The organism is Mycolicibacterium chlorophenolicum, assembly GCF_001044235.1.
GTDB lineage: Bacteria > Actinomycetota > Actinomycetes > Mycobacteriales > Mycobacteriaceae > Mycobacterium > Mycobacterium chlorophenolicum.
The window spans coordinates 1-26,269 of the sequence record NZ_JYNL01000069.1 but is presented as its reverse complement, the minus strand read 5'-3'; the positions used below and the strand labels follow the sequence as shown (position 1 = coordinate 26,269).

At 64.2% G+C, this 26,269-nt stretch carries 26 protein-coding genes and 1 tRNA gene; 17 read left to right on the top strand and 10 right to left on the bottom strand.

The window, feature by feature from the left end; translation table 11 throughout:
• The first annotated feature begins 23 nt into the window (after positions 1-23).
• Together MCHLDSM_RS29895 and MCHLDSM_RS29890 are read left to right on the top strand one after the other, a co-directional pair.
• On the top strand, positions 24-974 hold the full coding sequence (locus MCHLDSM_RS29895) for an AbiTii domain-containing protein (RefSeq protein WP_048473437.1): 951 nt from the start codon (positions 24-26) through the stop codon (positions 972-974).
• A 38-nt stretch (positions 975-1,012) separates the two neighbouring features.
• Positions 1,013-1,675, top strand: coding sequence for a DUF4760 domain-containing protein (locus MCHLDSM_RS29890; RefSeq protein WP_131722710.1), 663 nt, complete (start codon positions 1,013-1,015; stop codon positions 1,673-1,675).
• Between the two features lie 391 nt (positions 1,676-2,066).
• On the opposite strand, the gene MCHLDSM_RS37910 is transcribed toward MCHLDSM_RS29890, so the two are convergent.
• From MCHLDSM_RS37910 to MCHLDSM_RS37900, 4 genes are all read right to left on the bottom strand, one after another.
• A complete protein-coding gene (locus tag MCHLDSM_RS37910; RefSeq protein ID WP_131722709.1) occupies positions 2,067-2,756 on the bottom strand; it encodes a putative phage terminase small subunit in 690 nt (229 codons plus the stop codon).
• A 264-nt stretch (positions 2,757-3,020) separates the two neighbouring features.
• Entirely contained in the window at positions 3,021-5,183 is a 2,163-nt protein-coding gene (locus tag MCHLDSM_RS29885; RefSeq protein WP_109788980.1) for a bifunctional DNA primase/polymerase, read from the bottom strand.
• Positions 5,184-5,361: 178 nt separating this feature from the next.
• Entirely contained in the window at positions 5,362-6,057 is a 696-nt protein-coding gene (locus MCHLDSM_RS37905) for a hypothetical protein (protein ID WP_131722708.1), read from the bottom strand.
• Positions 6,058-6,082: 25 nt separating this feature from the next.
• Positions 6,083-6,298: a hypothetical protein gene (locus MCHLDSM_RS37900; RefSeq protein WP_131722707.1), complete on the bottom strand. Its 216-nt coding sequence runs from the start codon at positions 6,296-6,298 to the stop codon at positions 6,083-6,085.
• 347 nt (positions 6,299-6,645) lie between these two features.
• On the opposite strand from MCHLDSM_RS37900, the gene MCHLDSM_RS29880 reads away from it, so the two are divergent.
• Positions 6,646-7,803, top strand: a complete 1,158-nt coding sequence (locus MCHLDSM_RS29880; RefSeq protein ID WP_048473435.1) for a hypothetical protein — start codon at positions 6,646-6,648, stop codon at positions 7,801-7,803.
• A 231-nt stretch (positions 7,804-8,034) separates the two neighbouring features.
• Here MCHLDSM_RS29880 and MCHLDSM_RS29875 read toward each other — a convergent pair whose 3' ends face one another.
• Positions 8,035-8,313 carry a hypothetical protein gene (locus MCHLDSM_RS29875; RefSeq protein WP_048473434.1) on the bottom strand — a complete coding sequence of 93 codons (279 nt, stop codon included), beginning with the start codon at positions 8,311-8,313 and terminating at the stop codon, positions 8,035-8,037.
• A gap of 247 nt (positions 8,314-8,560) precedes the next feature.
• On the opposite strand from MCHLDSM_RS29875, the gene MCHLDSM_RS37895 reads away from it, so the two are divergent.
• On the top strand, positions 8,561-9,163 hold the full coding sequence (locus tag MCHLDSM_RS37895; protein WP_131722706.1) for a hypothetical protein: 603 nt from the start codon (positions 8,561-8,563) through the stop codon (positions 9,161-9,163).
• Positions 9,164-9,169: 6 nt separating this feature from the next.
• Here the strand turns inward: MCHLDSM_RS37895 and MCHLDSM_RS40580 are convergent, their stop codons facing one another.
• From MCHLDSM_RS40580 to MCHLDSM_RS29870, 3 genes are all read right to left on the bottom strand, one after another.
• Positions 9,170-9,346, bottom strand: coding sequence for a helix-turn-helix domain-containing protein (locus MCHLDSM_RS40580; RefSeq protein WP_158023745.1), 177 nt, complete (start codon positions 9,344-9,346; stop codon positions 9,170-9,172).
• A complete protein-coding gene (locus MCHLDSM_RS38270) occupies positions 9,339-9,695 on the bottom strand; it encodes a hypothetical protein (protein ID WP_158023744.1) in 357 nt (118 codons plus the stop codon). The genes MCHLDSM_RS40580 and MCHLDSM_RS38270 overlap by 8 nt, the downstream gene beginning before the upstream one ends.
• A gap of 373 nt (positions 9,696-10,068) precedes the next feature.
• Positions 10,069-10,144, bottom strand: a tRNA-Arg gene (locus MCHLDSM_RS29870).
• Between the two features lie 100 nt (positions 10,145-10,244).
• Between MCHLDSM_RS29870 and argS the strand changes: the two genes are divergently transcribed.
• From argS to rho, 6 genes are all read left to right on the top strand, one after another.
• On the top strand, positions 10,245-11,897 hold the full coding sequence (argS, locus tag MCHLDSM_RS29865) for an arginine--tRNA ligase (protein ID WP_048473433.1): 1,653 nt from the start codon (positions 10,245-10,247) through the stop codon (positions 11,895-11,897).
• The gene (gene lysA, locus MCHLDSM_RS29860; protein ID WP_048473432.1) at positions 11,894-13,312 is read left to right on the top strand and encodes a diaminopimelate decarboxylase; all 1,419 of its coding nucleotides are present in this window, start codon (positions 11,894-11,896) and stop codon (positions 13,310-13,312) included. Before argS ends, lysA begins: the two co-directional genes overlap by 4 nt.
• A 4-nt stretch (positions 13,313-13,316) precedes the next feature.
• Positions 13,317-14,645, top strand: a complete 1,329-nt coding sequence (locus MCHLDSM_RS29855) for a homoserine dehydrogenase (RefSeq protein WP_048473431.1) — start codon at positions 13,317-13,319, stop codon at positions 14,643-14,645.
• On the top strand, positions 14,642-15,721 hold the full coding sequence (gene thrC / locus MCHLDSM_RS29850) for a threonine synthase (RefSeq protein WP_048473430.1): 1,080 nt from the start codon (positions 14,642-14,644) through the stop codon (positions 15,719-15,721). Before MCHLDSM_RS29855 ends, thrC begins: the two co-directional genes overlap by 4 nt.
• A gap of 8 nt (positions 15,722-15,729) precedes the next feature.
• On the top strand, positions 15,730-16,674 hold the full coding sequence (gene thrB / locus MCHLDSM_RS29845; RefSeq protein ID WP_048473429.1) for a homoserine kinase: 945 nt from the start codon (positions 15,730-15,732) through the stop codon (positions 16,672-16,674).
• 307 nt (positions 16,675-16,981) lie between these two features.
• On the top strand, positions 16,982-18,988 hold the full coding sequence (rho, locus tag MCHLDSM_RS29840) for a transcription termination factor Rho (RefSeq protein ID WP_048473428.1): 2,007 nt from the start codon (positions 16,982-16,984) through the stop codon (positions 18,986-18,988).
• A gap of 2 nt (positions 18,989-18,990) precedes the next feature.
• Here rho and MCHLDSM_RS29835 read toward each other — a convergent pair whose 3' ends face one another.
• Entirely contained in the window at positions 18,991-19,425 is a 435-nt protein-coding gene (locus MCHLDSM_RS29835) for a MarR family winged helix-turn-helix transcriptional regulator (protein WP_048473427.1), read from the bottom strand.
• 64 nt (positions 19,426-19,489) lie between these two features.
• Between MCHLDSM_RS29835 and MCHLDSM_RS29830 the strand changes: the two genes are divergently transcribed.
• Positions 19,490-20,086: a maleylpyruvate isomerase family mycothiol-dependent enzyme gene (locus MCHLDSM_RS29830; protein ID WP_048473426.1), complete on the top strand. Its 597-nt coding sequence runs from the start codon at positions 19,490-19,492 to the stop codon at positions 20,084-20,086.
• A gap of 1 nt (position 20,087) precedes the next feature.
• Here the strand turns inward: MCHLDSM_RS29830 and MCHLDSM_RS29825 are convergent, their stop codons facing one another.
• The gene (locus tag MCHLDSM_RS29825; RefSeq protein WP_407661881.1) at positions 20,088-20,735 is read right to left on the bottom strand and encodes a TetR/AcrR family transcriptional regulator; all 648 of its coding nucleotides are present in this window, start codon (positions 20,733-20,735) and stop codon (positions 20,088-20,090) included.
• 105 nt (positions 20,736-20,840) lie between these two features.
• Here MCHLDSM_RS29825 and fadD1 point away from each other — a divergent pair, with 105 nt between their 5' ends.
• The 6 genes from fadD1 to MCHLDSM_RS29795 all read left to right on the top strand — a co-directional run.
• Positions 20,841-22,421, top strand: coding sequence for a fatty-acid--CoA ligase FadD1 (gene fadD1, locus MCHLDSM_RS29820; RefSeq protein ID WP_048473425.1), 1,581 nt, complete (start codon positions 20,841-20,843; stop codon positions 22,419-22,421).
• A 133-nt stretch (positions 22,422-22,554) separates the two neighbouring features.
• Positions 22,555-22,791: a 50S ribosomal protein L31 gene (rpmE, locus tag MCHLDSM_RS29815; protein ID WP_048418300.1), complete on the top strand. Its 237-nt coding sequence runs from the start codon at positions 22,555-22,557 to the stop codon at positions 22,789-22,791.
• A 91-nt stretch (positions 22,792-22,882) separates the two neighbouring features.
• Positions 22,883-23,959, top strand: a complete 1,077-nt coding sequence (gene prfA / locus MCHLDSM_RS29810; protein WP_048473424.1) for a peptide chain release factor 1 — start codon at positions 22,883-22,885, stop codon at positions 23,957-23,959.
• Positions 23,960-23,982: 23 nt separating this feature from the next.
• A complete protein-coding gene (gene prmC, locus MCHLDSM_RS29805) occupies positions 23,983-24,810 on the top strand; it encodes a peptide chain release factor N(5)-glutamine methyltransferase (protein WP_109789003.1) in 828 nt (275 codons plus the stop codon).
• 13 nt (positions 24,811-24,823) lie between these two features.
• A complete protein-coding gene (locus MCHLDSM_RS29800) occupies positions 24,824-25,486 on the top strand; it encodes an L-threonylcarbamoyladenylate synthase (protein WP_048473422.1) in 663 nt (220 codons plus the stop codon).
• Positions 25,487-25,488: 2 nt separating this feature from the next.
• Positions 25,489-26,269: glycosyltransferase family 4 protein (locus MCHLDSM_RS29795; RefSeq protein WP_412178267.1), on the top strand; the 781-nt coding region annotated here is incomplete at its 3' end.

The window sequence follows — 26,269 nt, the reverse complement described above, 5'->3', positions numbered from 1 at the left end:
GCGCCGACGGTAGCATCGGCATTGTGGCAGACGCTGACATCTTGAAGGACTTGCGGGAACGGGTTCTCGATGAATCCGAATCGTTGGACGGCCTATTGCGCAAGTCTCTCGCGCTGGGCACTGTCACGGGATCGGACGAACTGCGGGCATGGGCGAACAACGAACTAAAAGGTTACGCGGATACAGCGGCGATTCCTGAGTATCGGCAACTTCCCGCACCGTTGTTTGTGGACAGCACTAGTGGGCCGATGTCCACGACGGGTGAGCAGATCAGTCGCGGGCAAGTTCTAAGCGATCTACAGCGGTATGTGCCTGAAAGTCTGTATCTAAGGCACCCCATTAAAGAACTGATGCATATGGCATCGCTCGAAAAGTCAACGCGGATGGCCCCCGACACCTTCTCGTCCGTTGCTGCCTTGTGGACTCAACAACTACAGCAAGAAAACATGTTCCAGAAGATCGATGCGCTGTACTACAAGGTTCTGCCATCAACCTTCGGTGGCGTAGTCGATACCGTCCGAACAACGCTAGTAGAGATGGTCTTCGACATGACCAAAGATGTCCCGCTAGATAAGCTGCCTAGTCAGGCCAGAGTGGATCAGGTGGTACAGGTGCACGTTGGCTCAACTAAGTACGAAGTGAACATCAGCGGGTCCAATTCCGGCAACATCGGACAGGGTTCGAACTTTTCTCAGGTCCAAAACAGCTCGTTACCAACAGAACTAGTGGATCTTCTTGAACGCCTTCGCGCAGGCTTGACGGAGATTGAGAACTCTGACGAGAGAGCCGAAGCCGAGCAGGCAATAGAGGATTTTGAAGAGTCCGTGTCAGAGGACAATCCGAAGCAAGAGAAGATCAGACGTCGCTGGGCAATACTTGAGCGCGTAGGTACGGCACTCGGAAGCGCAGTGCTCACAGAAGCGGTTAGACAGGGCGCCCCTGTTGTTGCGGACCACCTTCAACTGTTGATCTAAAGCCGTCCCAAAGAACGGATAGATCTGGAGGTATGCGGATGCCGAGCCGCTGGAAAGATTCCGATTTACTCAGTGCCGCAGTCTTTATCTGGGGAGTCGCAATACTGCTAAGCGTGCTGCTCGGTTCCGCCGTCATGCTTTCGATGACGTCGCCGGATTCCGACCTTGTTGACGTTGTGGTGGCGCTTGCAACCGTTGGCTCAGCCTTGGCCAACATCGCTTTAACCGTCGCTGCGTTGCTTGCCCTGCGAAGTATTGGAGAGTCGCGCCGCGATCGGAACGCGGCGGCAATGACCGACCTCTCCCAACGCTGGGATAACGAACACTTCCGGGGTGTACGTGACAAGATTCAAGAGTTTTCTGGTCTGGGCGCGGATGCTGGAATACGGCTCAAGGACAGAATGATTGAGCTTCGAAGCAACGGCGGGGCGGATTACCGGAGGCTTCTGACTGAACCCGGCTTTCTCGAGGACCTCGCAATATCGATCAACTATGGTGGGATCTACTTCGACATCGTCAAAGACTCACTCGGATACATAGTTTGGGATCGGTGGTGCCTGTGGCAGCAGACGGTTGTGGATCTCCGAACGCAGAAAAATGAGCCCACAATCTTCGAGCATTTTGAGGGACTGGCATACCGCATGAAGGCTGAAATGCCGAACCTCCCAGATCTAGATAAGTGGGATGGGCCCAAGAGTTAAGCCCTTCCCGGCGGGATAGGTAACGGATAGGTACGCCGGCAATCGATATAGCCAAGTGTAGAGCTCAACACTCTAACCCCCGCAGGTTTAGCACTTGCGGACCTGTTCAAAATCTTGCTGATCTGCCTGGTGGCAGCGCCTTGGGCCGTCTTGAGGGCATCGCGTAGGGATTCTGACGGGAGCTCTGTTCATTGGCGAGCCTGATCGCGTCCTCTCCGGTCACTACGCCGACCCCGAAGGGTGATGGCCTACCCCGCCTAGGTTCGCGGTCGTGCGGGGCTGCTGGGGGCCAGGAATCCCCATCGCGCCAGCTCGGGTCAGACTCAGATCGGACAGGATCAGCACCGTCCACCGGGGCGGGTGGTGGTTCGTTGTAGCCGAAGGAATCAATCTACGAATTCCTTTGCTCTGTAATAGATTCCGACGCTTCAAACCCTCGTGCTCTGCGACTCTCTGCATAGCTACCCGACAAAACATCGTCAAAGATTTGCTCGTGCGGCTTGATTGGCCCAACTTCAACTTGAGCGGCAGTCTTCACCCCAGCACGATCTAGCGCACTGTTGGTTGCGCCCAATTGGACCGCTTCACTGCCAGCATGTTTGGCTAGGCGAATCAGATTGTCTGCCATATCAACTGAGCCGTTCTGCAAGCGTGCTAGTGCAGCGGCTCTAACGTGGGGAGCCGCACCGCCATGGGTATAACAGACCTTAGCCCCCGATATCGCTAAACGTTGGCAGCGTTGACCTTTCGTGTTCTTGGCGTGGCATCTCTTCGCCTGTGTTTGGGGAGAGACTTTCATCCACCACTCTTCGCTCCACTTGGCCGGTTGGCCGATGACCATAGGATCAGATGATCTAGGTCCCTCATCGGTCTTGCCCTCAACAACAGCCGGAAGATTAGGTGTCTCTTGATCTTTGAGCTTCTTCTCTAGTGCCCGTAACTTTCGCTTTCGTTCCTGCACTGCGACCATTTCCCGCTGGTAATCCTCAGTGCTCAGATCATCACTGGCATACAGATCCTTGAGTGCTTTGACCCTCTTGCCCAACACAGCCCGCTGCCGCGCAATATCTTTCGCATTCATCTATACCTCTCTCTTAATACAACTCAAACTGCTAACTTTCAATACAGAGAACATCGAATCAAACTGGCATCTAATCGCGTCTATGCAGGTCAGAGGGTCTGCATGAGCCCACCAGGGCGGTTGCCACAGTCCGTTCCGGGTTTATAGATACCCAACACCACACAATAAGAAGGCACCTGTACCCATCTATCTATATCCCCGGAACGGTCCGAAACCGCCCATCGATATCCCCGGAACAAACTCTGACCTGCGGTTTTCAATCTTCTATGCCAGAACATCGGGGCCGAAACTTTCGCTCAAACTGAACCGCCAAACCTGTCTTGAGTTGCCGCTTTGCAGTGGCTCTTCGGACTCGTCCTGTTCGACCATTCCCAGAGCGACCAGAGATTGAATCACGCGGTCAATCGTCGCGGCGGGTTTTTGTAACCGTTTGCGAACATCGTTCGTACGTGACCGGGGGTGCTGAGCTAGGTCCTCAAGAACCAACAGCCGTAGAGGCGGTATACAGTCCCGAGCGCTGCGGATCACCAAAGACATTGCAGCGCTTCGATTCAAGCCAATGACACATGAGCCGCGAAAAAGCTGCGTCAGTTGCTTGCTGAGCCGCGCTGGCCCTTCGGGGGCGTGCGAATCGATGACATCACCCTTGTAGTTGGTCTCTACAGCGGTGCGCGCGTATGAGGCAAAGTTGGCTGCGGCTAAGATCCGTTGCTGATCAACGGCATTGAGCTTAGGGACGACTCTCGGATTGACGTTCTCAATCACCTTCGCAACGAGACCGGAGAGCTTGGCGCGCATGGTGTACTCATCGCCGGTGTTTTCGATAGCTTGGGCACCGTGAGCCAACCGTGCTTCAAGATCTGTGGAGTCGATACGTAGCAGGATGAATCGATCACCCATTTCCGCGACGACGGCATGGTGCTTGTCCCACGCGGTAGTAACAGCCCCAACGACAATGACACGGCCCTTCCAGTGCAACCGCGAACCGCCGTCAGTTCCCTTACCTCTGTGCCATTCGCCGTCATAGATCTCGCGCAGCGCAGCAAGGATCGGCGCTCTGGTACTCGGATTCATGCTCAAGATTGATGTGACGTCTTTAAAGACGATGATTCCCGACTCGCCAACTTCGCGAAGGATTCCGCCGGTGGCGTTCGGGTCCTTGTCATCCTTGCCCGTAGCCGACAACAGAGCGGCTTCGGTGGTCAGCGTGGATACCGGCACCACCCGTTCACAGTTCTCCAGCCTGGTCACTGTCTCAGATTTGGCCGTAGAAGCACCGGAGACAAGTAGAAGCCACAGCGGATCACCTGAGAGCTTTTCGACCGCCGCAGCCGCCAACGTGGCATCAATCGCTGCGAGATCGTAGTGCTGTCCAAACCACCGTCGAAACTCTGCATGCAGTTCATTGAGCAGGTTCCGCTGCGCTTCTACGTCCTTGCGCACCTGTCGGGGATCTGTCATTTTCGGGCCTGTCGGGGTCTTGATGGCCTGGACGGCCTGCACAGCGGAGTTGGGAGAGCGGGTATCTGTGCCGAAGGTGCGAGCCATGATTTCGCGCCGTTTGGTCGGGTCATCCCGGTTGGCCGCTTCGACAGCGAAACCCAACATGCGGTCGAAATCTTCGGGGCTGTGGTTGGAATCCCCAGAGATAACGGTTAGCCACTTTTTGCGCAAGATGCCCACCGCCTCGGCGGCGCTGTAGGCCTGAGTGTGTGCTTCTTTGAGGGTTAGGCACAGAACATCGGTCATAGCGTCATGCCGGTTCTTAGACCGTTTGTCGCTGATACCGGTTTCGGTATAGGAACTCACCAGCCGGTCAAACCGCTTAATTGCTAGTCGCAGGCAATAGGCCAGGTTATCGCCCTCATTGCCAGGGTAAGCAGCGAGGAATGCCCCTACGTCACTGTCTCCGGCTTTCGGCGCTGGGACGAGAAACTGTGACGGTTCAATATTCAGCGCTGGAACCGCGCCAGCATGAGAGCAGCGATACAAACCGCCGTTGGCGTGCGGTGTGGGTTCAACCACGATGATCGTGTTGCCGGATCGAATTTCGCCGGCCTTTGTGCCATCAGGTAGTCGCAGAGCGCCAGCGGTGTAGGTATCGCGAGAGGCGAAGATATAGTGACCGCGCTGAGAATCTGTGCCCGCTCTGCTGCGATGTATCAATCCGGTCTGCAATGGGGCCAGGTCTTGCGGCAGTTCGTCTAGATCGACATCAAAGACAACAATGCCTGATCGCCCGGTATGGATGCCGATTCCTGCGGTTGGATGCTTGCGCCACCAATCCGCGACCGTAGCGACATCGCAAGAGGATTTCGCAGGCCATCCGATACCAAGCACAGATCCGGCGTTCTTTGTACCTGCTTTGATCGGTACGAGATAGAACCCTGCTTCGGCATAGGCGCCAACCGCCTCGGCGACCGCCATCCGCGATACGTCAGGCCAAATCAGTTGCCGTGCAGTGGTATCGGGACGTACAGTAGTCATCGATCGATCCGTTCTGAGGTCATGATCCCTGCCTCCCTTCGCATTTCGGTCACCTCTGAAATCCCACAGCGTTCAAGCCCCCGAAGATCTAGCCGCCTTCGGGGGTTTGTTCGTCTTTCTAGGAGAACGGATCGTTCCAGTCATCGCCGAAGATGGGTCGGATCGATTCACCGTCGAACGGATCTAGATACGGCAAGAGCTTCGGCCCGTCATCATTCCAGGGCATCGGGCCTGTGCCTACATAACCTTGTGCAGTCCAGCCGTCGACTTTCATACGATCCCGGCACTCTTCGCAGATGTAGACGATAGGAATGCTCTCGCCCCGTTTAATTGCGAAGGGCTGCAGATCGATCCACGAAGACCGATCTTCATAGAAGTCACAATCTGGCTGATTGCGAGCGCCACACACCGTGCCGCTATGAAGTTGGGCTGCGGCTACTTTGCGCCATAAACTTGCATCATCGAGCGGGGCATGGATATAGACCTCGGTTTCGCCTTCGGTATAGCCCAAGACGTAAGCATGAAAGTACCCCGCCTGCGGATATGCCTCGTCATAGTAAGGGCACCAACGGGTATCGGTCTCAACTCTGACGTTGCACTCTCCCGGGCGTCTGATCTTGCTCATAACATCGCCACCTAGGGCCTGCGCCAACGGATTTGCGTCAGCGACACTGAGCCGTCCGAAAGAGAACCGTGCTCGATCAGCGGTCAAAACGTTGATCTCAGAAAAATTCTCAATAATCGGTATATCGAACTCTGGCCGTTTATTCAACTCACGCGTGACATCATTAATGCGTTGATTAAGTTCACCCATCAAACTCATTGGTTGTATCTCCTATTCAAAGCTTCTCGATGAATGAATCGATCTGATCTGCCGTCCAATAGCGTTCACGCTTGACCTTCTTGGCAGGCTTGGGCATTTTGCGGGTTGTGTAGAGGTGGTAATCGATTGTGTCGGAATCGATATCGATACCCGTGGCTGCGATTCGCGAGAGCACTTCATCCATTTTGAAGAATCGTTGTGGCGGTATAGTTTCCGCGACATCTATCGTCATGAGTCCATTCCTTAGCAATAGAAATGCCCATGCAACAATCGCGGCTGCATGGGAACTGGCTCGACGGCCTTTGAGTGCGCCAATGTGGCGACGCACTTAGCCTACTCCGAAAGTCACTAGGGCACAATGCTATTGAAGCGCAGATGACCTTGACGCCACCGGCTCTGATGGCTGATACTAAGCCCTAGGAGCATGGTGCCAGCCCTGTAAGACTGCCTCCAAGGTCAGTGCCGCCGCAGAGCGGAGAGAACCGCCGTCGCGCAGACGAATTTGTGGGTTTCCTAGCCTTTCCCGCTGATTCGTCTGCGCATCACGGTTTCCTTTGAAACTTTGCGAGAGAGGCGAAAATGACTGTTCGAGAGCGTAGTTGGCCGATTCTTCCCGTTGGTGCAGACGGCGGCATTCAGCTTGAATCCGATGCGTTGCCGAGAGTTACCCACACTGTCGACGGCGTTGACCTCAATGTGATTTGGGCCGAAGTTGAGGCAGTCGTCAAGAAGTGGAACGCCAACCGTTCGGCACTATCGGCGCTGCTGGCCTTCTTTCACACCAATTCGGCTGACGCGATCCCCCAGAGCAGCGATTTGGACAAGTTCGAAAAGGCCACCGAGTTGGGTGTGCCAGAGGCTCTGAGGCCACCGAGCAACTACCTGCTCTTGGGCTACACCTTCGATGACTACGACAAGGCGAGCCGTTTCTCGTGGCGAGCGCTTCGGGACATGACGGCCGATCAGGTGCGTGCAACGCTCAATTACGCCCTTGAGGCAGATAACCGGCTTGTGAATGGCACTGTGCTGCAACGGCTTTTTGATCCTGCGCAAGAGGAAAACGAGAACGGTACCCCTGTGTACGGTATGTGGACGGGCAACGACGGCATCAAACCGCCGAGTTATCTGGGCAAGACGTTCGCGGCCAACCACAATCATTACCTCACGTCTGGCGCTACACAGGTTGACTCAGCAGATGTTGAACTTTTGATCAAATCCGTTGTGGAGCATGGTTTTGGTCTTGACCCCGGTAGTCAGATTCTCTTGCTGGTCAATCCTGCACAACTGGAATATATTTCAAGCTTCCGTGCTGGGGTCGAGAATGCGAGCGGTGTGGTTGCCAATCACGATTTTGTGCCAAGTCTCGGTGCGCCGGCATTCTTCACACCGAACCCGATTGTGGGCGACCGCGCACCCAAAGACATTGAGGGACTGCGGATCGCGGGCAGCTACGGTCTGGCGTGGATCGTCGCACTCGATGACATTCCCGAGAACTACATGGCCACAGTGGCAACCTATGGCAACAACAGCCCCGGCAACGCTATTGGCGTCCGAGAGCACGTGAACCCCAACTACAAGGGTTTTCGGGTCATCCCTGGTCCGGTGCCGGGATACCCGATCAGTGAATCCTTCTACACTCGCGCCTTCGGGGTAGGAACGAGGCGTAGAGGTCAAGCCGCCGTGATGCAGATCAAAGCATCGGGCAGCTATGAGGCACCGGAGATCTATCGCTCATGAGAAGCGGACCGAAAATTTTCCGCCCTAACCATGAGCCGCCTCTCGATCCGTACTGGCTAAGGCGTTCAGAAGACCAGGACGCAACAGAGTTGTGCTGGGGTGACGGCCTGGTGCCAGAAGGGCTAGAAGATGCATGGCCCAACCAAGGCGGTACGTATCGGGGCAAGTCTCCTGCAATGGGTCAACAGGTCAACGTCGGTCGCGGCCTTTAAATGTAGCCACACTGCAACGCTAGTCGGGATAGGTCTTGAAGTACCCTGCGACGTCGGGGTAGGTCTCTGGGCAGTTCCACATGGTCGCCGAAACGACCGTATCGGGTGGCAGACCGTAAGCCTTTACATAGCTGATCGCCTGTCCGATGCTGACGGAGTCAACGCCGCTTGCGAAAAAGTTGCAAACCTTGTCACCGTTCTTGTAGGCCCAGACCGCATCGGTCTGCGGACTGGCGTGCGCAGTCGCGCCAGAGGCTAGAAGCGCTGCAGTCGTTGCGATGGCAAGTTTTGTCTTCATTGAACGATTCCCCCTCAAATCGGGATCTTAGATTGCTTTCAAAGGTGCGCGTGTCGGCTTGCCGCGTGTGGCGAGCACTTGCATAGATGCCCCGTGCTCGGGCTGTAGCTCCCGCAGGCTTACGGAAACGCCCGCCAGGTCCAGCCAGACCCGTACTTGTGGCAAATAGCAGGGCTGCGAGTATTCAAATCCTTCTTTGAAGAACGAATACCCGCAAGTTATATGTATCGGCCCCTATAATGCCGACATGGACAAAATTGTCATAGGATGCTTCATGACAGAGCTAGAAAATCTCGGCAACTCGATGGAAATAGCTTCGCAACAATACAATGAAGCTATACGCCTGATAGATGAGCCCGGAGAGGCGAACCACGTCGAGATCATTTCTCGTATTCTTTTCGCCGGTCAGTCCATACTCACCGTTGCAGCACTGGTCTCGAAAGTGCTAATTCCGCCTCCGAAACGACCGAATGGTTGCAAGTGCGAGTTGACGCCGGAGCAAGAGCAGAGCTACCAGCTGATCAAACACCGCTGTAAAACTCTCAGAAAAGCCCTGGGTATAAAGGGTGAACTTCCGCCGGAAATCAACAGCCGAAGTGTTCGTAACCAATTCGAGCACTTTGACACTCGATTAGATGATCATTACGCGAAATATTCGCACGGTGAGTATAAGCAGCGGGTAGTCGCGACTGCGGATGCTTTTCCCATTGAACTCGCTATGCGCCATGTTGACTATAAAGCTCATACGATTTCGGTCTTCGGCGAGACTGTCTCCTTACAGGCCGTGAGAAATGCTGTATGTGATATCGGTGGTAGGGCTCAGCGCTGGGTGAGAGAGAACATCGACTAGATAGAGTCACTTGGAAGACACCCGGTCTAAGTAGGCATCGATCTCTGCCGCGTCTACCTTTACCAGTCGGCCCACCTTGTAGGCTTTGAATGTTCCGGCTGCAATAAAAGACCTAACGGTGTTGGGGGAGACGTTGAGCAGCGCAGCCGCCTTGGTGGTTGAGATCAGCTGACGCTTAGGCATCGTCGCATTCCTCAGCGAAAATTTGCCGGATTTCGTGTTCGCTTTTGCCGGCTTCGCGCCAGACTTCTTTAGCATAATACTCAAGACGAGTGTAGTGATCAGGCGTAGCCGTACCGCATATGTCGATATTCATCAATAGCTTAAAACGGCCTTGGATAATTTGTGCCTGTCGGTCGTTTTCGGGTCCTTTGAGCCGGTTTCCGTCAGTGTCTATAATTGATCCAGCTAGCGTATGCTTTAATAGGTCTATTTCCGACAAATCCTCTGAGAATGGTGGAAGTTCATTGGCGATGATGCAAACTTCATTGAGCTGCTCTGGATTCAGGCCATTAGCAAATCTGTAAGGCATAGGTATTTCTTTTCAGGTAGCACAAATGGACAGGGGAACAACACCAGTCCTTTGGCACCTAGCGCTACGGACGTACGCTCTGCCCTGAATTTCTAAGGTGAAAATAGCTGGTGACGCCATTTTCTAGCTAGCGGATAAAGCACCGCATTGCGAATTCAAGTGCACGTTCGATAATAGCGTATTGCGCGAAATTGCACCAGCTTCGCGAACCACCAAGGCGGGGTGGGTTGCCCGCGACAGCAAACGAATCCGGCACCTGCAAACCTGATCGGGATAGGTAGCGGATAGGTAGGGTCTTCGATCTGGCCTCTGTCGCAAACCTTGGAAGGCACCATATTGGCTGGTCAGGATGGTTTTGGCGACTTGCTAGTTATGGTGCCCCCGGCAGGATTCGAACCTGCGGCCTTCTGCTCCGGAGGCAGACGCTCTATCCCCTGAGCTACGGGGGCGCGTGACGAGACTGCGCCGTTCGGGCGTGGCTAGCGTAGCGCATCCACGAGGGGAAACGGATTCGGGTCGGGAAGGCCCCAGACCATAGGATGGTCCCTCGTGACCCCCGCCGATCTGGCCGAGCTGCTCCGCAGCACCGCTGCCGCGGTGCTCGACGCGCACGGCCTGGACTCCTCCGCGCTGCCGGCCACCGTGACCGTGGAGCGCCCGCGCAATCCCGAGCACGGCGACTACGCCACCAACCTGGCGCTGCAGCTCGGCAAGAAGGTCGGCGCCAACCCCCGCGAGCTGGCCGGCTGGCTGGCCGCCGCGCTGGCCGAGCAAGCCGGCATCGCGGCGGCCGACGTCGCCGGGCCCGGGTTCGTCAACCTGCGCATCGAGGCCTCGGCGCAGAACGTCCTGGTTGGCGACGTCATCGCTGCAGGTACGGGCTACGGAACGTCCGGCGAGTTGAGTGGGCGCAGGGTCAACCTGGAGTTCGTCTCCGCCAACCCGACCGGTCCCATCCACATCGGCGGCACCCGCTGGGCGGCCGTCGGCGACGCGCTGGGCCGGCTGCTCAGCACCCAGGGCGCCGAGGTGGTACGGGAGTACTACTTCAACGACCACGGCGCGCAGATCGACCGGTTCACCAACTCGCTGATCGCCGCGGCGAAGGGCGAACCGACACCCGAGGACGGCTACGCCGGCTCCTACATCGGCGACATCGCCGCGCAGGTGCTCGCCAAGGAACCCGACGCTCTCAGCCTGCCCGACGAGCAGATGCGGGAGACCTTCCGCGCGATCGGCGTGAACCTGATGTTCGACCACATCAAGGCCTCGCTGCACGAGTTCGGCACCGACTTCGACGTCTACACCCACGAAGACTCGATGCACACCTCCGGTCGCGTCGACCAGGCGATCGCGAAGCTGCGGGAGAACGGTTCCATCTACGAAGCCGACGGAGCGGTGTGGCTGCGCACCACCGACTACGGCGACGACAAGGACCGGGTGGTCATCAAGAGCGACGGCCAGCCCGCCTATATCGCCGGTGACCTCGCCTACTTCCTGGACAAGCGCCAGCGCGGCTTCGATCTGTGCATCTACATGCTCGGCGCCGACCACCACGGCTACATCGCCCGTCTCAAGGCCGCCGCGGCCGCGCTCGGCGACGACCCCGACACCGTCGAGGTGCTCATCGGCCAGATGGTCAACCTCGTACGCGACGGCCAGCCCGTCCGGATGAGCAAGCGGGCCGGCACCGTGATCACCCTCGACGACCTGGTCGAGGCGATCGGCGTCGACGCCGCGCGCTACGCGCTGATCCGCAGTTCGGTCGACACCCCGATCGACATCGACCTCGCACTGTGGTCGTCGGCATCGGCCGAAAACCCGGTCTACTACGTGCAATACGCGCACGCCCGGCTGTGCGCGCTGGCCCGCAACGCCGCCGAGTTGGGCATCGCGCCCGACACCGCGCACCTCGACCTGCTCACGCACGACAAAGAAGGCACGCTGATCCGCAACATCGGCGAGTTCCCGCGCGTGCTCGCCACCGCCGCGGCGCTGCGTGAACCGCACCGGGTGTCGCGCTACCTCGAGGATCTCGCCGGGGACTATCACCGCTTCTACGACTCCTGCCGCGTCCTGCCTCAGGGCGACGAGGAGCCAGGTGAGCTGCACGCCGCGCGGTTGGCCCTGTGTGCGGCCACCCGCCAGGTCATCGCCAACGGACTGGGCATCCTCGGCGTCAGCGCCCCGGAGCGGATGTGATCGCCCATCCCGCCGGCCCCCGCCACGCCGAAGAGGTCCACCACGCCGGCGCCCCGGATCGCCCGCAGACCGCAGACGAGGTCGCCGCGCTCGCCCCGAATGTGTGGCCCCGCAACGCCGTTCGCCGTGACGACGGTGTCGTGACGATCGCCGGTGTGCCCGTGTCCGACATCGCCGCCGAGTACGGCACCCCGGTGTTCGTCATCGACGAAGACGACTTCCGCGCCCGCTGCCGCCAGATCTCGGCGGCGTTCGGCGGCGGCGATCACGTGCGCTACGCCGCGAAGGCGTTCCTGTGCACCGAGGTGGCGCGGTGGATCGCCGAGGAGGGCCTGTCGCTGGACGTGGCCAGCGGCGGCGAGCTGGCGGTCGCGCTGCACGCGGGCTTTCCCGCGGAGCGAATCGCCCTGCACGGCAACAACAAATCGATCGACGAGCTCACCGCCGCGGTCAAGGCGGGCATCGAGCACGTGGTGGTCGACTCGATGACCGAGATCGAGCGGCTGGACACGATCGCCGGTGATGCCGGTGTCGTGCAGGACGTCCTGATCCGTGTCACGGTGGGCGTCGAGGCGCACACCCACGAGTTCATCTCCACCGCGCACGAGGACCAGAAGTTCGGGTTGTCACTGGCCAGTGGTGCGGCAATGGCGGCCGTGCGCAAGGTGTTCGAGGCCGACCACCTGCGTCTGGTCGGGCTGCACAGCCACATCGGTTCCCAGATCTTCGACGTCGCCGGCTTCGAACTGGCCGCGCACCGCGTGATCGGGCTGCTGCGCGACGTCGTCGCCGAGTTCGGTGTCGACAAGACCGCCCAGATGTCGATCGTCGACCTCGGTGGTGGGCTGGGCATCTCGTATCTGCCCTCCGACGATCCGCCGCCGATGGAGGACCTCGCGGCCAAGATCGGGTCGATCGTCGAGCAGGAGTCGGCCGCCGTCGGCCTGCCCGCCCCGAAGCTCGTGGTGGAACCGGGACGCGCCATCGCCGGCCCGGGCACCATCACCCTGTACGAGGTCGGCACCGTAAAGGACGTGGCCGTCGCCGCGGACCGGCAGCGGCGCTACGTCAGCGTCGACGGCGGGATGAGCGACAACATCAGGACCTCGCTGTACGGGGCCGAGTACGACGTCCGGCTGCTCTCCCGCGCCGGAGATGCCGCCCCGGCGCTGTGCCGGGTCGTCGGTAAACACTGCGAGAGCGGCGACATCGTGGTGCGCGACGCGTGGCTGCCCGACGACGTCCGCCCGGGCGACCTGCTCGGCGTCGCCGCCACGGGCGCATACTGCTATTCGATGTCGAGCCGGTACAACCTGATCGGCCGGCCGGCCGTGGTGGCCGTGCGCGACGGGCGAACACGCCTGATCCTGCGCCGGGAGACGGTCGACGATCTGTTGAGTCTGGAAGTGAGGTGACGCGGTGAGCGACGACAAGGGCCGCGAAATCGGGGTGGCCGTGCTCGGTCTGGGCAACGTGGGCAGCGAGGTGGTGCGCATCATCGAGCAGAGCGCGGCCGACCTGACCGCGCGGATCGGGGCGCCGCTGGCGCTGCGCGGCATCGGGGTCCGCCGGGTCGCCGACGACCGCGGCGTGCCGGTGGAGCTTCTCACCGACGACATCGACGAGCTGGTGTCCCGCGACGACGTCGACATCGTCGTCGAACTGATGGGACCCGTCGAACCCGCGCGCAAGGCCATCCTGGCCGCGCTCGAGCGGGGCAAGTCGGTGGTCACCGCGAACAAGGCGCTGATGGCGGTGTCGGCCGGAGAGCTGGCGCAGGCCGCCGAGAACGCTCACGTGGATCTCTACTTCGAGGCCGCCGTCGCCGGCGCCATCCCGGTCATCCGGCCGCTGACCCAGTCGCTGGCCGGTGACACGGTGCTGCGGGTCGCCGGCATCGTCAACGGCACCACCAACTACATCCTCTCCGAGATGGACAGCACCGGTGCCGATTACGGCAGCGCCCTCGCCGACGCCAGCGCGCTGGGCTACGCCGAGGCCGATCCGACCGCCGACGTCGAGGGTTACGACGCCGCCGCCAAGGCGGCCATCCTCGCCTCGATCGCGTTCCACACCCGGGTCACCGCCGACGACGTCTACCGCGAGGGCATCACGAAGGTGACGTCGGCCGACTTCGCGTCGGCGCGCGCGCTGGGCTGCACCATCAAACTGTTGGCGATCTGCGAGCGGCTCACCAACGACGAAGGTCAGCAACGGGTTTCGGCCCGGGTGTACCCGGCCCTGGTGCCGTTGGACCATCCGCTGGCGTCGGTCAACGGTGCCTTCAACGCCGTCGTGGTGGAAGCCGAGGCGGCCGGCCGGCTGATGTTCTACGGCCAGGGCGCCGGGGGAGCACCCACCGCGTCGGCCGTGCTGGGCGACCTGGTGATGGCCGCCCGCAACCGCGTTCAGGGCGGCCGTGGCCCCCGCGAGTCCAAATACGCGAAGCTGCCCGTGGCGCCCATCGGGTTCATCCCGACCCGCTACTACGTCAACATGAACGTCACCGACCGCCCCGGCGTGCTGTCGGCCGTCGCGGCCGAGTTCTCCAAGCGCGAGGTGAGCATCGCCGAGGTGCGCCAGGAGGGCATGGTCGACGAGGGCGGCCAGCGCTGCGGCGCACGCATCGTCGTGGTGACCCACCAGGCCACCGACGCCGCACTGTCGGAAACCGTTGCGGCACTGGCCGATCTGGAGGTCGTGTCGAGCATCAACAGCGTCCTGCGGATGGAAGGGACCACCGAGTGAGCACCACCCGTGCCGTGCACCAGCCCTGGCCGGGCCTGATCGAGGCGTACCGCGAGCGGCTGCCCATCGATGACGCCTGGACCCCGATCACCCTGCGCGAGGGCGGCACCCCGCTGCTGCCGGCGCCGCGCCTGAGCGAATACACCGGGTGCACCGTGCATCTGAAGGTCGAGGGCCTCAACCCCACCGGGTCGTTCAAGGACCGCGGGATGACGATGGCGGTCACCGAAGCGGTGGCGCGCGGGCAGCAGGCGGTGCTGTGCGCGTCGACGGGCAACACGTCGGCCTCGGCCGCGGCCTACGCCGCACGTGCGGGCATCACCTGTGCGGTGCTGGTGCCGCAGGGCAAGATCGCGTTGGGCAAGCTCGCCCAGGCGGTCATGCACGGCGCCAAGATCATCCAAATCGACGGGAACTTCGACGACTGCCTGGAACTGGCGCGCAAGCTGACCGCCGACTTCCCGACGGTGTCCCTGGTCAACTCCGTCAACCCGTTCCGGATCGAGGGGCAGAAGACCGCCGCGTTCGAGATCGTCGACGCGCTCGGTGACGCGCCGGATGTCCACGCGCTGCCGGTCGGCAACGCGGGCAACATCACCGCGTACTGGAAGGGGTACACCGAGTACCACCGCGACGGCCTGGCCGGCCGGCTGCCGCGCATGCTCGGCACCCAGGCCGCCGGCGCCGCGCCTCTCGTCCTCGGGGAGCCGGTCAGCGACCCGGAGACCATCGCCACCGCGATCCGCATCGGCTCGCCCGCGTCGTGGACCCAGGCCGTCGAAGCCCAGCAGCAGTCCGACGGGCGCTTCCTGGCCGCCACCGACGAGGAGATCCTTGCCGCCTACCACCTGGTCGCCCGCGCCGAGGGCGTGTTCGTCGAGCCCGCGTCGGCAGCCAGCATCGCGGGTCTGCTGAAGTCGATCGAAGACGGTTGGGTCGCCAAGGGTTCCACGGTGGTGTGCACCGTGACCGGCAACGGCCTGAAAGATCCCGACACCGCGCTCAAGGGCATGCCCGCCGTCATCCCGGTTCCCGTCGATCCGGTCGCCGTGGTGGCGAAGCTCGGTCTGGTGTAAGAACGCCCGTGACCCGCACCCTGCCTCCCGGACTGACGGCCACCGCGGTGGTCGCAGCGTCCAGCGCCAACCTCGGCCCCGGCTTCGACAGCATGGGTCTGGCGGTCAGCCTGTACGACGAAATCGTGGTCGAGACAACGGAATCCGGCCTCGTTGTCGAGGTCCGCGGCGAGGGTGAGGGGCAGGTGCCGCTGGACCGCACCCACCTCGTCGTTCGTGCCATCGAGCGGGGCCTGCGCGAGACCTCGGTGTCCGCCGCCGGGCTGATCGTGCGCTGCAGCAACGCCATTCCGCACTCCCGCGGGCTCGGATCGTCGGCTGCTGCGGTGGTCGGCGGTCTCGCGGCTGCCAATGGTCTTGCCGCACAGGCAGGTTCGGTTCCGATGAGCACCGAAGCGCTGGTGCAGGTCTCATCGGAATTCGAAGGGCATCCCGACAACGCCTCGGCCGCGGTGCTGGGCGGGGCCGTGGTCTCGTGGACCGAGAACATCGCGGGCGCGGCTCGCTACGCGGCCGCTCCGATCCGGCTGCATCCCGACATCACGTTGTTCACCGCGATCCCCGCGGTGCGGTCCTCCACGGCCGAAACGCGGATCCTGCTGCCGGACCAGGTCAGCCACGTCGACGCGCGCTTCAACGTGAGCCGCGCGGCCCTGCTCGTCGTCGCCCTGACCGAGCGGCCTGACCTGCTGATGGCCGCGACCGAGGACCTGCTGCACCAGCCGCAGCGCGCTCCGGCGATGCAGGCGTCGGCGGAATACCTCGCGGTGCTGCGGCGTTGTGGGGTGGCAGCGGTGCTGTCAGGTGCCGGGCCTGCAGTGCTGGCACTGAGCACTCGAACCGAACTGCCGGGGGAAGCTCTGGAGTTCGGTCGACAGCTCGGGTTCTCGGTCGCGAGGACACCCGTCGGACGCGGTGTGAAGTGGTCGTCCGGGGTGGCCGTCCGGCCCTGAGCATGGCTTACCCGGTCAGTCACACACGCAACAGGCGAATCACGGTGTTTCTTGCTTCCGGCCCAGATGCGGGTTATTCTCGCTCTCGTCCAGCAATCGCAGCGTCTCTACCTGCGCCGACTGCGGAGACCTCAGGACAACCCCTTCTCTCAGGTGCTCAATTTGTGGACTGACGGTTGCGCCGTATCCCGGCGAACCCCGGCGATCACCGTTGCAGTGGCAATGGCGTGACCTCAGCGTTCAGCGGATCGACTGGACGCACAGAACCCCCGCGTGACGAAGTTCAGCGAGGGAAGAAAGGAAATCCGTGACTGATACGGACCTCATCACGGCTGGCGACAGCGCCGACAGCGATGCGCTGCCCACGGCCGTGGCCACAGACACCCCGTCCGCGCCCGCCGCGGCCCCAGCGCGCCGCGGCGCGCTGACCAGCCTCGTACTGCCTGAACTGCGTGCGATGGCCAAGGAGATCGGCGTCGAAGGCGCCTCCGGGATGCGCAAGAGTGAACTCATCGCGGCCATCCGTGAACGGCGCGGCGAGAAGAACGGCGGCGCTCCGGCCGCCGAGTCCGCCCCGAGCCAGCAGGCGCCGGTAGCCGACGCTGCGGCCGAGCAGGCGCCGGCGGCCCCGCCGCGTCGCGAGCGGCGCTCCGCCTCCCGTGAACAGGGCGGTCCTGCCGCTGCCGACCAGCCCAAGGGTGCTGCCGACCAGCCCAAGGGTCAGGACGATGCGCGCCCGGAGGCGGCCGAGAAGGCTGCCGACACCGCTGAGCGCAAGACCGACCAGGGTCGCAGCCAGAACCGGCAGGACAACCAGGGCCGCCAAGACCAGTCCGAGAAGACCGACCGCGGCCAGAACGACGGCGGCGGCCGCAATCAGAACGACGGCGGCGGCCGGAATCAGAACGAGGGCGGCGGCCGTCAGAACGACCGCGGCCAGAACGAGGGCGGCGGCCGTCAGAACGACCGCGGCCAGAACGACGGCGGTGGCCGTCAGAACGACCGCAATCAGAACGACGCCCAGCGCGGCGGCGGCGACAACGACGACGACGACAGCCGGCAGGGCCGTCGCGGCCGTCGGTTCCGCGATCGCCGGCGCCGTGAGCGCGGCGGTGAAGGCGGCGGCGGAAACGACCGCGACACCGAACTGCGCGAGGACGACGTCGTCCAGCCGGTCGCCGGCATCCTCGACGTGCTCGACAACTACGCGTTCGTCCGTACCTCGGGGTATCTGGCCGGGCCGAACGACGTGTACGTGTCGATGAACATGGTGCGCAAGAACGGTCTGCGCCGCGGTGACGCGGTGACCGGTGCGGTGCGCGTCCCCAAGGACGGGGACGGCGGGGGACAGAACGCCCGGCAGAAGTTCAACCCGCTGGTCCGCCTCGACTCGGTCAACGGCAAGCCGGTCGAGGAGGCTCGCAACCGGCCGGAGTTCACCAAGCTCACCCCGCTGTACCCGAATCAGCGGCTGCGCCTGGAGACCAGCGGCGACAAGCTGACCACCCGCGTGATCGACCTGATCATGCCGATCGGCAAGGGGCAGCGCGCACTGATCGTGTCGCCGCCCAAGGCCGGCAAGACCACGATCATGCAGGACATCGCCAACGCGATCACCCGCAACAACCCCGAGTGCCACCTGATGGTCGTGCTCGTCGACGAGCGGCCCGAAGAGGTCACCGACATGCAGCGCTCGGTCAAGGGCGAGGTCATCGCCTCGACCTTCGACCGGCCGCCGTCAGACCACACCCAGGCCGCCGAACTCGCGATCGAGCGGGCCAAGCGTCTGGTCGAACAGGGCAAGGACGTCGTCGTGCTGCTCGACTCGATCACCCGACTGGGCCGCGCCTACAACAACGCCTCACCGGCGTCGGGCCGCATCCTGTCCGGCGGTGTCGACTCGACCGCGCTGTACCCGCCGAAGCGATTCCTCGGTGCGGCACGCAACATCGAAGAGGGCGGCTCGCTGACGATCATCGCCACGGCCATGGTCGAGACGGGGTCCACGGGCGACACGGTCATCTTCGAGGAGTTCAAGGGTACGGGTAACGCCGAGCTCAAGCTCGACCGCAAGATCGCCGAGCGCCGGGTGTTCCCCGCGGTGGACGTCAACCCGTCCGGCACCCGCAAGGACGAGCTGCTGCTGTCCACCGACGAGTTCGCGGTCGTGCACAAGCTGCGCCGTGTGCTGTCCGGGTTGGACCCGCATCAGGCCATCGATCTGCTGATGAGCCAGCTGCGCAAGACCAAGAACAACTACGAGTTCCTGGTCCAGGTGTCGAAGAACACCCCCGGCGGCAACGACCACGACTGACGTCAGCGGTAGGGGTCGCTGATCTCGCGCAGCGAGATCAGCGCCTCTCGCAGTGTCTCGAAGGACTCCCGGCCGAGATGGTCGCGCCACTGGCGTTCCACGCGCGCGACCTCCTGGGCGGCCGTCCGGCAGAGGTCGGCGCCCCTGTCGCTCAACGTCACCAGCCGCGCCCTCGCGTCGCTCGGATCGGGTCGACGGACGACGTAGCCCGCCCGTTCGAGCTGGTCGACCAGCGCGCCGGCGGTCTGTTTGGTCACCCGCGTCTGCTCGGCGAGGTCGGTGAGCCGGGATCCGCCGGGGTTCAGCCGCTGGAGCAGCCGGGACTGCGCGACGGTCACATCGGTGACGCCCGCGCGGGCCAGCGCTGCCATCACCCTGCTCTCGGCATCGCGATGCGCGATGAACATCAACGTCGCCGTCCCGGGCTGTTGGGTCATAGCCGTTGACTTTAGTATGGGGACCTGACTAATTTAGTCAGTAAGCCTGACTATTGGAGGGTGTATGGACGAACAGACCGTCTGGCGGCACATCGCTACCCAGCGCCGCGAACTGGCCGACGTGATCGAGGGGCTGGACGCCGACCCGCGCGTGTGGGACACCCCGTCGCTGTGCGACGGCTGGACCGTGCGCGACGTGGCGGCCCACCTCACCCACGGAACGCTCCCGATGCCCCGGATGCTGTTCGAGGCCGCGCGCAGCGGCTTCCGCTTCAACGCCGTCGTCGATCGCATGGCCCGCGCCGACCGCAGCACCCCTGCTCAGATCGCGTCCACGTTGCGTGCGATCGCCGATTCGCGGCGCCATCCACCCGGCACGTCGGCGGTCGAACCGCTGATCGACCTGCTCGTGCACGGACAGGATCTCTGCGTCCCGTTGGGGATCGACCGGCCGATGCCCGCCGACGCCGCGGTCACCGCCGCACAGCGGGTGTGGGACATGGGCTTCCCGTTCCGGGCCCGCCGCCGCTACGCGGGCCGGCGCCTGGTGGCCACCGATGCCGACTTCGCGGTCGGGGAGGGGCGGGAGGTGGCCGCGCCCATCCGCGATCTGCTCCTGCTGCTCACCGGCAGGCAGGCTGCTGTCGCCGGCGCCGGATAGGTCATTTGGCCGGTTCGGCTCGCAGGCCGGCGACGATGTAGCGGCGCGCGTGCCGCAGGACCGACGCGTGGTCGTCGAGGTCGCACTGCTCACCCGGTACGGTCGCGAGGCTCATCATGATGCGGGCGATCCATTCGGCCGCCTCGGCGCAGTCGGTGTCCGGATGGATCTCCCCGCTGTCGACGGCCGCCTGCACGTAGGGCACCCAGAACGCGGCGATCTCCGGGATGAGGCCGCGCACGCCCAGGCCCACGCACGCGGTGAACGCCTCCGGCTCCTCCTGGCGAAGCTTGAGCACCAGCGCCCCGGGGGTCTCGGACTCCCGGCGCGCCAGGGCCACGCCGACCGCGATCCGCTGATCGAGCCCGGTCACCGCGTCCAGTCGGGTGCGCGACTCGGTCCAGAACGCCTCGTTGAGACGGACGATGGCCGCTCCGAGCAGCTCGGCCTTGTCCGGGAAGTGCCGGTAGAGCCAGCCGCGGCTGACGCCCGCCACCTCGGCGACCTCGGAGACCGTCGTCGCGCGGATTCCCTTCGCGGTCAGACACTTCTCGGCCGCGTCGATCAGCCGGTCCCGAACCGACCGCGCTCCGGGTCCGCCGGCCGGCGCGGCCGCGGAATCCGTCACTGATTCTGTCCCGGTGTCCACGCTCACCGCCTTATCTTCGCAAATGACCGGCCCATCGTCGGTGATGTACGCTGCGCGCGGTTGGTCCAGAAGACACATCGCGAGATCTGTTCACGAGGGGGACGAGTGGCCGAGACGGTGCAACAGCTGCTCCGGGAACTCCGAAGTGGCGACGGTGTGGCGGTCACCTATGACGGGCAGCGCTGGACGTGGCGCGAGCACCTGGCCGAAGCGGAGGCCCAGGCCGCGGCGTTGATCGCGATCGCCGATCCCGACCGCCCGTTGCACGTCGGCGTCCTACTCGGCAACACCCCCGACATGCTCACGGCGATGGCCGCCGCCGGTCTGGGCGGGTACGTGGTGTGCGGCATCAACGACACCCGCCGCGGCGAGGCGCTCCTGCGGGATGTCCGCCGGGCCGACTGCCAGATCCTGCTCACCGACGACGCCCACCTCGGTCTGCTGGACGGTCTGGACCTCACCGGGCTGCGGCTCCTCGTGGTCGGCAGCGGGGAGTGGAAGGAACTGCTGACCCAGGCCGGCGCGCTGACGCCGCACCGCGAGGTCGGCGCCACCGACACTTTCATGCTGATCTTCACGTCCGGCACCAGCGGCGATCCGAAGGCCGTCAAGATGATGCACGCGATGGTGCTGCTGGCCGGCGCGGCGCTGGCCGGCCGCTACGAGCTCACCGCCGACGACGTCTGCTACCTGTCCATGCCGCTGTTCCACAGCAACGCGGTGCTCGCCGGCTGGTCGGTGGCGCTGAACTCCGGTGCGGCGATGGCGCCCGCGCGCTTCAGTGCCTCCCGCTTCCTCGACGACGTCCGCCGGTACGGCGTCACCTACATGAACTACGTCGGCAAGCCGCTGGCCTACATCCTGGCCAGCCCCGAGCGGCCCGACGACCGCGACAACCCGCTGCGGGTCGCCTTCGGTAACGAAGCCGGTGACCGGGACATCGCCGAGTTCGCGCGCCGCTTCGGATGCGAGGTCTGGGACGGCTTCGGATCCACCGAGAACGCGGTCACCGTGACCCGCGACGACGGCTGCCCGCCCGGCTCCATCGGCAAGGGCTTCCCGGGCGTGGCCATCTACGACCCGGAAACACTCGCCGAATGCGCCGTCGCCGAGTTCGACGAACACGGGGCGCTGATCAACGGCGACGCCGCCATCGGGGAACTGGTCAACACCCAGGGCGCCGGTATGTTCGCCGGCTACTACAACGATCAGGACGCCACCGACGAGCGGATGCGGCACGGCATGTTCTGGTCCGGCGACCTGGCCTACCGGGACGCCGGCGGCTGGATCTACCTGGCCGGCCGGACCGCCGACTGGATGCGGGTGGACGGCGAGAACATGACCGCGGCGCCGATCGAACGGATCCTGATCCGCCAGCCCGCGATCAACCAGGTCGCCGTCTACCCGGTGCCCGACGAGCACGTCGGCGATCAGGTGATGGCCGCACTCGTGCTGGGCGGCGGTGCCACGCTGACGCCCGACGAGTTCGGTGCATTCCTGGCCGCACAACCGGATCTGTCGCCAAAGGCCTGGCCGCGCCATGTCTGGGTCGCCGACGCGCTGCCCAGCACCGCCACCAACAAGGTGCTCAAGCGCGAACTGGTCGCCCTGGGCGCCGAACCGGCGGGCAGGCGGCTCTGGCGCCGCGACGGCCGCACCTACTCCGAGGTCGGCGCGCAGGAATAGGGGCCGCCGGGTGCGTGTTTAGGCTGTTGGCGGTTGACCTGGCATAATGGGCCGCCGACACCTCGGTTCCGGTTCACGCCGCAGCATCCCGACTTGGGTTGGCGACCCGGGGCCCACGATCGAAGAGGAAACCATGAAATCGGGCATTCACCCTGACTATGTCGAGACCACGGTGCTGTGCGGCTGTGGTGCGAGCTTCACCACCCGCAGCACGAAGAAGAGCGGCAACATCACCGTCGAGGTCTGCTCGCAGTGCCACCCGTTCTACACCGGCAAGCAGAAGATCCTCGACAGCGGCGGCCGCGTCGCGCGCTTCGAGAAGCGCTACGGCAAGCGGACCAAGTCTGCCGGGGCTTCCGACGCCAACTAGCTGACCGATCGGCGCCCGCTCTGCTGCTGACTGCGCAGGCCGGGCGCCGTTTCGTGGGTAGGGTACGACCGCGCGAGGCCAAGGAGGCGAGATGAGCGACACCGCATCGGCGATCGATGCCATCCTCGCCGAGCACGCCGAGCTTGAACTGCGGCTGTCCGAACCCGAACTGCACGCCGATCCCGCCGCCGCCCGCAAGGTCGGTCGGCGATTCGCGCAGATCTCGCCGATCGTGGCGACCTACCGCAAGCTCGAGACCGCGCGCGGTGATCTGGAGGCCGCCCGCGAACTCGCCGCCGACGACTCGTCGTTCGCCGCGGAGGTCGATGAACTGACCGCGACGGTCGAGCGGCTCGAGACCTCCCTGACCGACCTGCTCGCGCCGCGCGACCCGCATGACGCCGACGACATCGTGCTCGAGGTGAAGTCCGGTGAAGGCGGCGAGGAGTCCGCGTTGTTCGCGGCCGACCTCGCGCGCATGTACACCCGCTACGCCGAACGACACGGCTGGACCGTGACCGTGCTCGACGAGACCGCATCCGACCTCGGCGGCTACAAGGACGCGACGCTGTCCATCCGCAGTAGGGGCGATGCCGCCGACGGGGTGTGGTCGCGCCTGAAGTTCGAAGGCGGCGTCCACCGCGTCCAGCGGGTGCCGGTCACCGAGTCGCAGGGGCGCGTCCACACCTCCGCGGCGGGCGTGCTGGTGTATCCCGAGCCCGAGGAAGTCGAGCAGGTGCAGATCGACGAGTCCGATCTGCGCATCGACGTCTACCGGTCCTCGGGCAAGGGCGGTCAGGGCGTCAACACCACCGACTCGGCGGTGCGCATCACGCATCTGCCCACCGGCATCGTCGTCACCTGCCAGAACGAGCGGTCGCAGTTGCAGAACAAGGCGCGCGCGATGCAGGTGCTCGCGGCCCGGCTGCAGTCACTGGCCGAGGAGCAGGCCCAGGCCGACGCGTCGGCGGACCGCGCGAGCCAAATCCGCACCGTCGACCGCAGCGAGCGCATCCGGACCTACAACTTCCCGGAGAACCGGATCGCCGACCACCGGATCAACTTCAAGGCCCACAACCTCGACCAGGTCCTCGACGGGGACCTGGATCCCTTGTTCGACGCGCTGGCCGCGGCCGACCGGCAGGCCCGGCTGCAGAGCGCGTCGTGAGCGTCGCCGACAGGCCCGTGACGATGCGTCAGCTGATCGACGCCGCCACGGACGAGTTGGCCGCCGCAGGAATCGGGTCACCGCGCGTCGACGCCGAACTGCTCGCCGCCCATGCCGCCGGGACCGACCGAGGCCGGCTCAGCTTCACCGCCCCCGACGACGATTTCGCCGAACGCTTCGGCCGACTCGTCGCCCGGCGCGCCGAGCGCATCCCGCTGCAGCACCTCACCGGTACCGCGGCGTTCGGTCCGGTCGACCTGCACGTCGGCCCCGGGGTGTTCGTCCCGCGGCCGGAGACCGAGGCGCTGCTGGAATGGGCGTTGGCCCAACCCCTTCCGCCCGAGGCGGTGATCGTCGACCTGTGCACCGGCTCGGGTGCGCTGGCCGTCGCACTGGCTGCCGCGCGCCCGACCGCGCGGGTGATCGGCGTCGACGACTCCGCCGAGGCCCTGACCTACGCCCGCCGCAACACCGCCGGCACGGCCGTGGAACTGCTCTGCGCCGACGCCGTCGCATCCGACCTTCTCGCCGACCTCGACGGCGCCGTCGATCTGCTGGTGGCCAACCCGCCCTACATCCCCGCCGATGCGCAGCTGGAACCCGAAGTGGCGCTCCATGATCCGGCACACGCGTTGTACGGCGGCGCGGACGGGATGGCGGTGATCGACCGGATCGTCGACGTCGCCGCGCGGCTGCTGCGCCCCGGCGGCCTGTGCGCCGTCGAGCACGACGACACCACGTCGCAGCGCACCGTGGAGGCGTTCGTCGGCACCGGACACTTCGGCGGCGTGACGGCGCGACGCGACCTCACCGGGCGGCCACGCTTCGTGACCGCCGTGCGGAGCGAGTGAGAGGCTGGCAGACGTGAGCGAACAGTTCGACTGCGCCGTCCCCGGCGAGCGCGAAACGGGCATCGCGTCGGCGATCAGCGCACTCAAGGGCGGCCGCCTCGTCGTGATGCCCACCGACACCGTCTACGGCATCGGCGCCGACGCGTTCGACAGCGCGGCCGTCGCCGCGCTGCTGGCGGCCAAGGGCCGCGGGCGCGACATGCCGGTGCCCGTGCTGGTGGGCTCCTGGGACACCATCGGCGGCCTGGTGTACTCGGTGCCGCAGAGCGCCCAGGAGTTGATCCGCGCGTTCTGGCCCGGCGCGCTCAGCCTCGTCGTACGGCAGGCCCCGTCGCTGCAGTGGGACCTCGGCGACGCCAACGGCACCGTCATGCTGCGGATGCCGCTGCATCCCGTGGCGATCGAACTGCTGCGCGAGGTCGGCCCGATGGCCGTCTCCAGCGCCAACATCTCGGGTCGGCCGCCGGCGGTCACCGTCGCGCAGGCCCGCGAGCAGCTGGGCGACCTGGTCGAGGTGTACCTCGACGGCGGTCCGGCCGAACAGCAGGCCGCGTCGACGATCGTCGACCTGACCGGCACGCATCCCCGGGTGCTGCGGCAGGGTCCGGTGTCCGCGGAAGCCATCGCCGCCGTGCTGGGCGTGGAGGCCGCGAGCCTGACCGCCACGACGGACTGACCGTGTCGTCGACGCTGCTGGCACTCACCGACCGCGGGGCGGGCGTACCGCTGCGGGAGCTGGCGCTCGTCGGCCTGACCGCGACGATCATCACCTACCTCGCCACCGGCTGGGTGCGGGTGCTGGCGACCCGCTGGGGTGCGGTGGCCTACCCGCGGGAACGCGACGTCCACCTGCAACCGACCCCGCGCATGGGCGGACTCGCGATGTACGTGGGCGTGGTGTTCGCGGTGCTGCTGGCCTCCCAGCTGCCGGCACTGACGCGCGGCTTCGTCTACTCCTCGGGCCTTCCGGCGGTCGTCGTCGCGGGCGGCCTGATCATGGTCGTCGGGCTCATCGACGACCGGTGGGGGCTAGACGCGCTGACCAAGTTCGCCGGCCAGATCACCGCGGCCAGCGTGATGGTCACGATGGGCGTCGCATGGAGCGTGCTCTACATCCCGATCGGCGGCGTCGGCACCATCGTGCTGGACCAGGTCGCGTCGATCCTGCTGACGCTGGCGCTGACCGTCGCGATCGTGAACGCGATGAACTTCGTCGACGGACTCGACGGGCTGGCGGCCGGCCTGGGGCTGATCACCGCGTCGGCCATCTGCATCTTCTCGATCGGGTTGCTGCGCGATCACGGCGGCGACGTGCTGTACTACCCGCCCGCGGTGATCTCCGTGGTGCTCGCGGGCGCGTGCCTGGGCTTCCTGCCGCACAACTTCCACAAGGCCCGCATCTTCATGGGCGACTCCGGCTCCATGCTGATCGGCCTGATGTTGGCCGCTGCGTCGACCA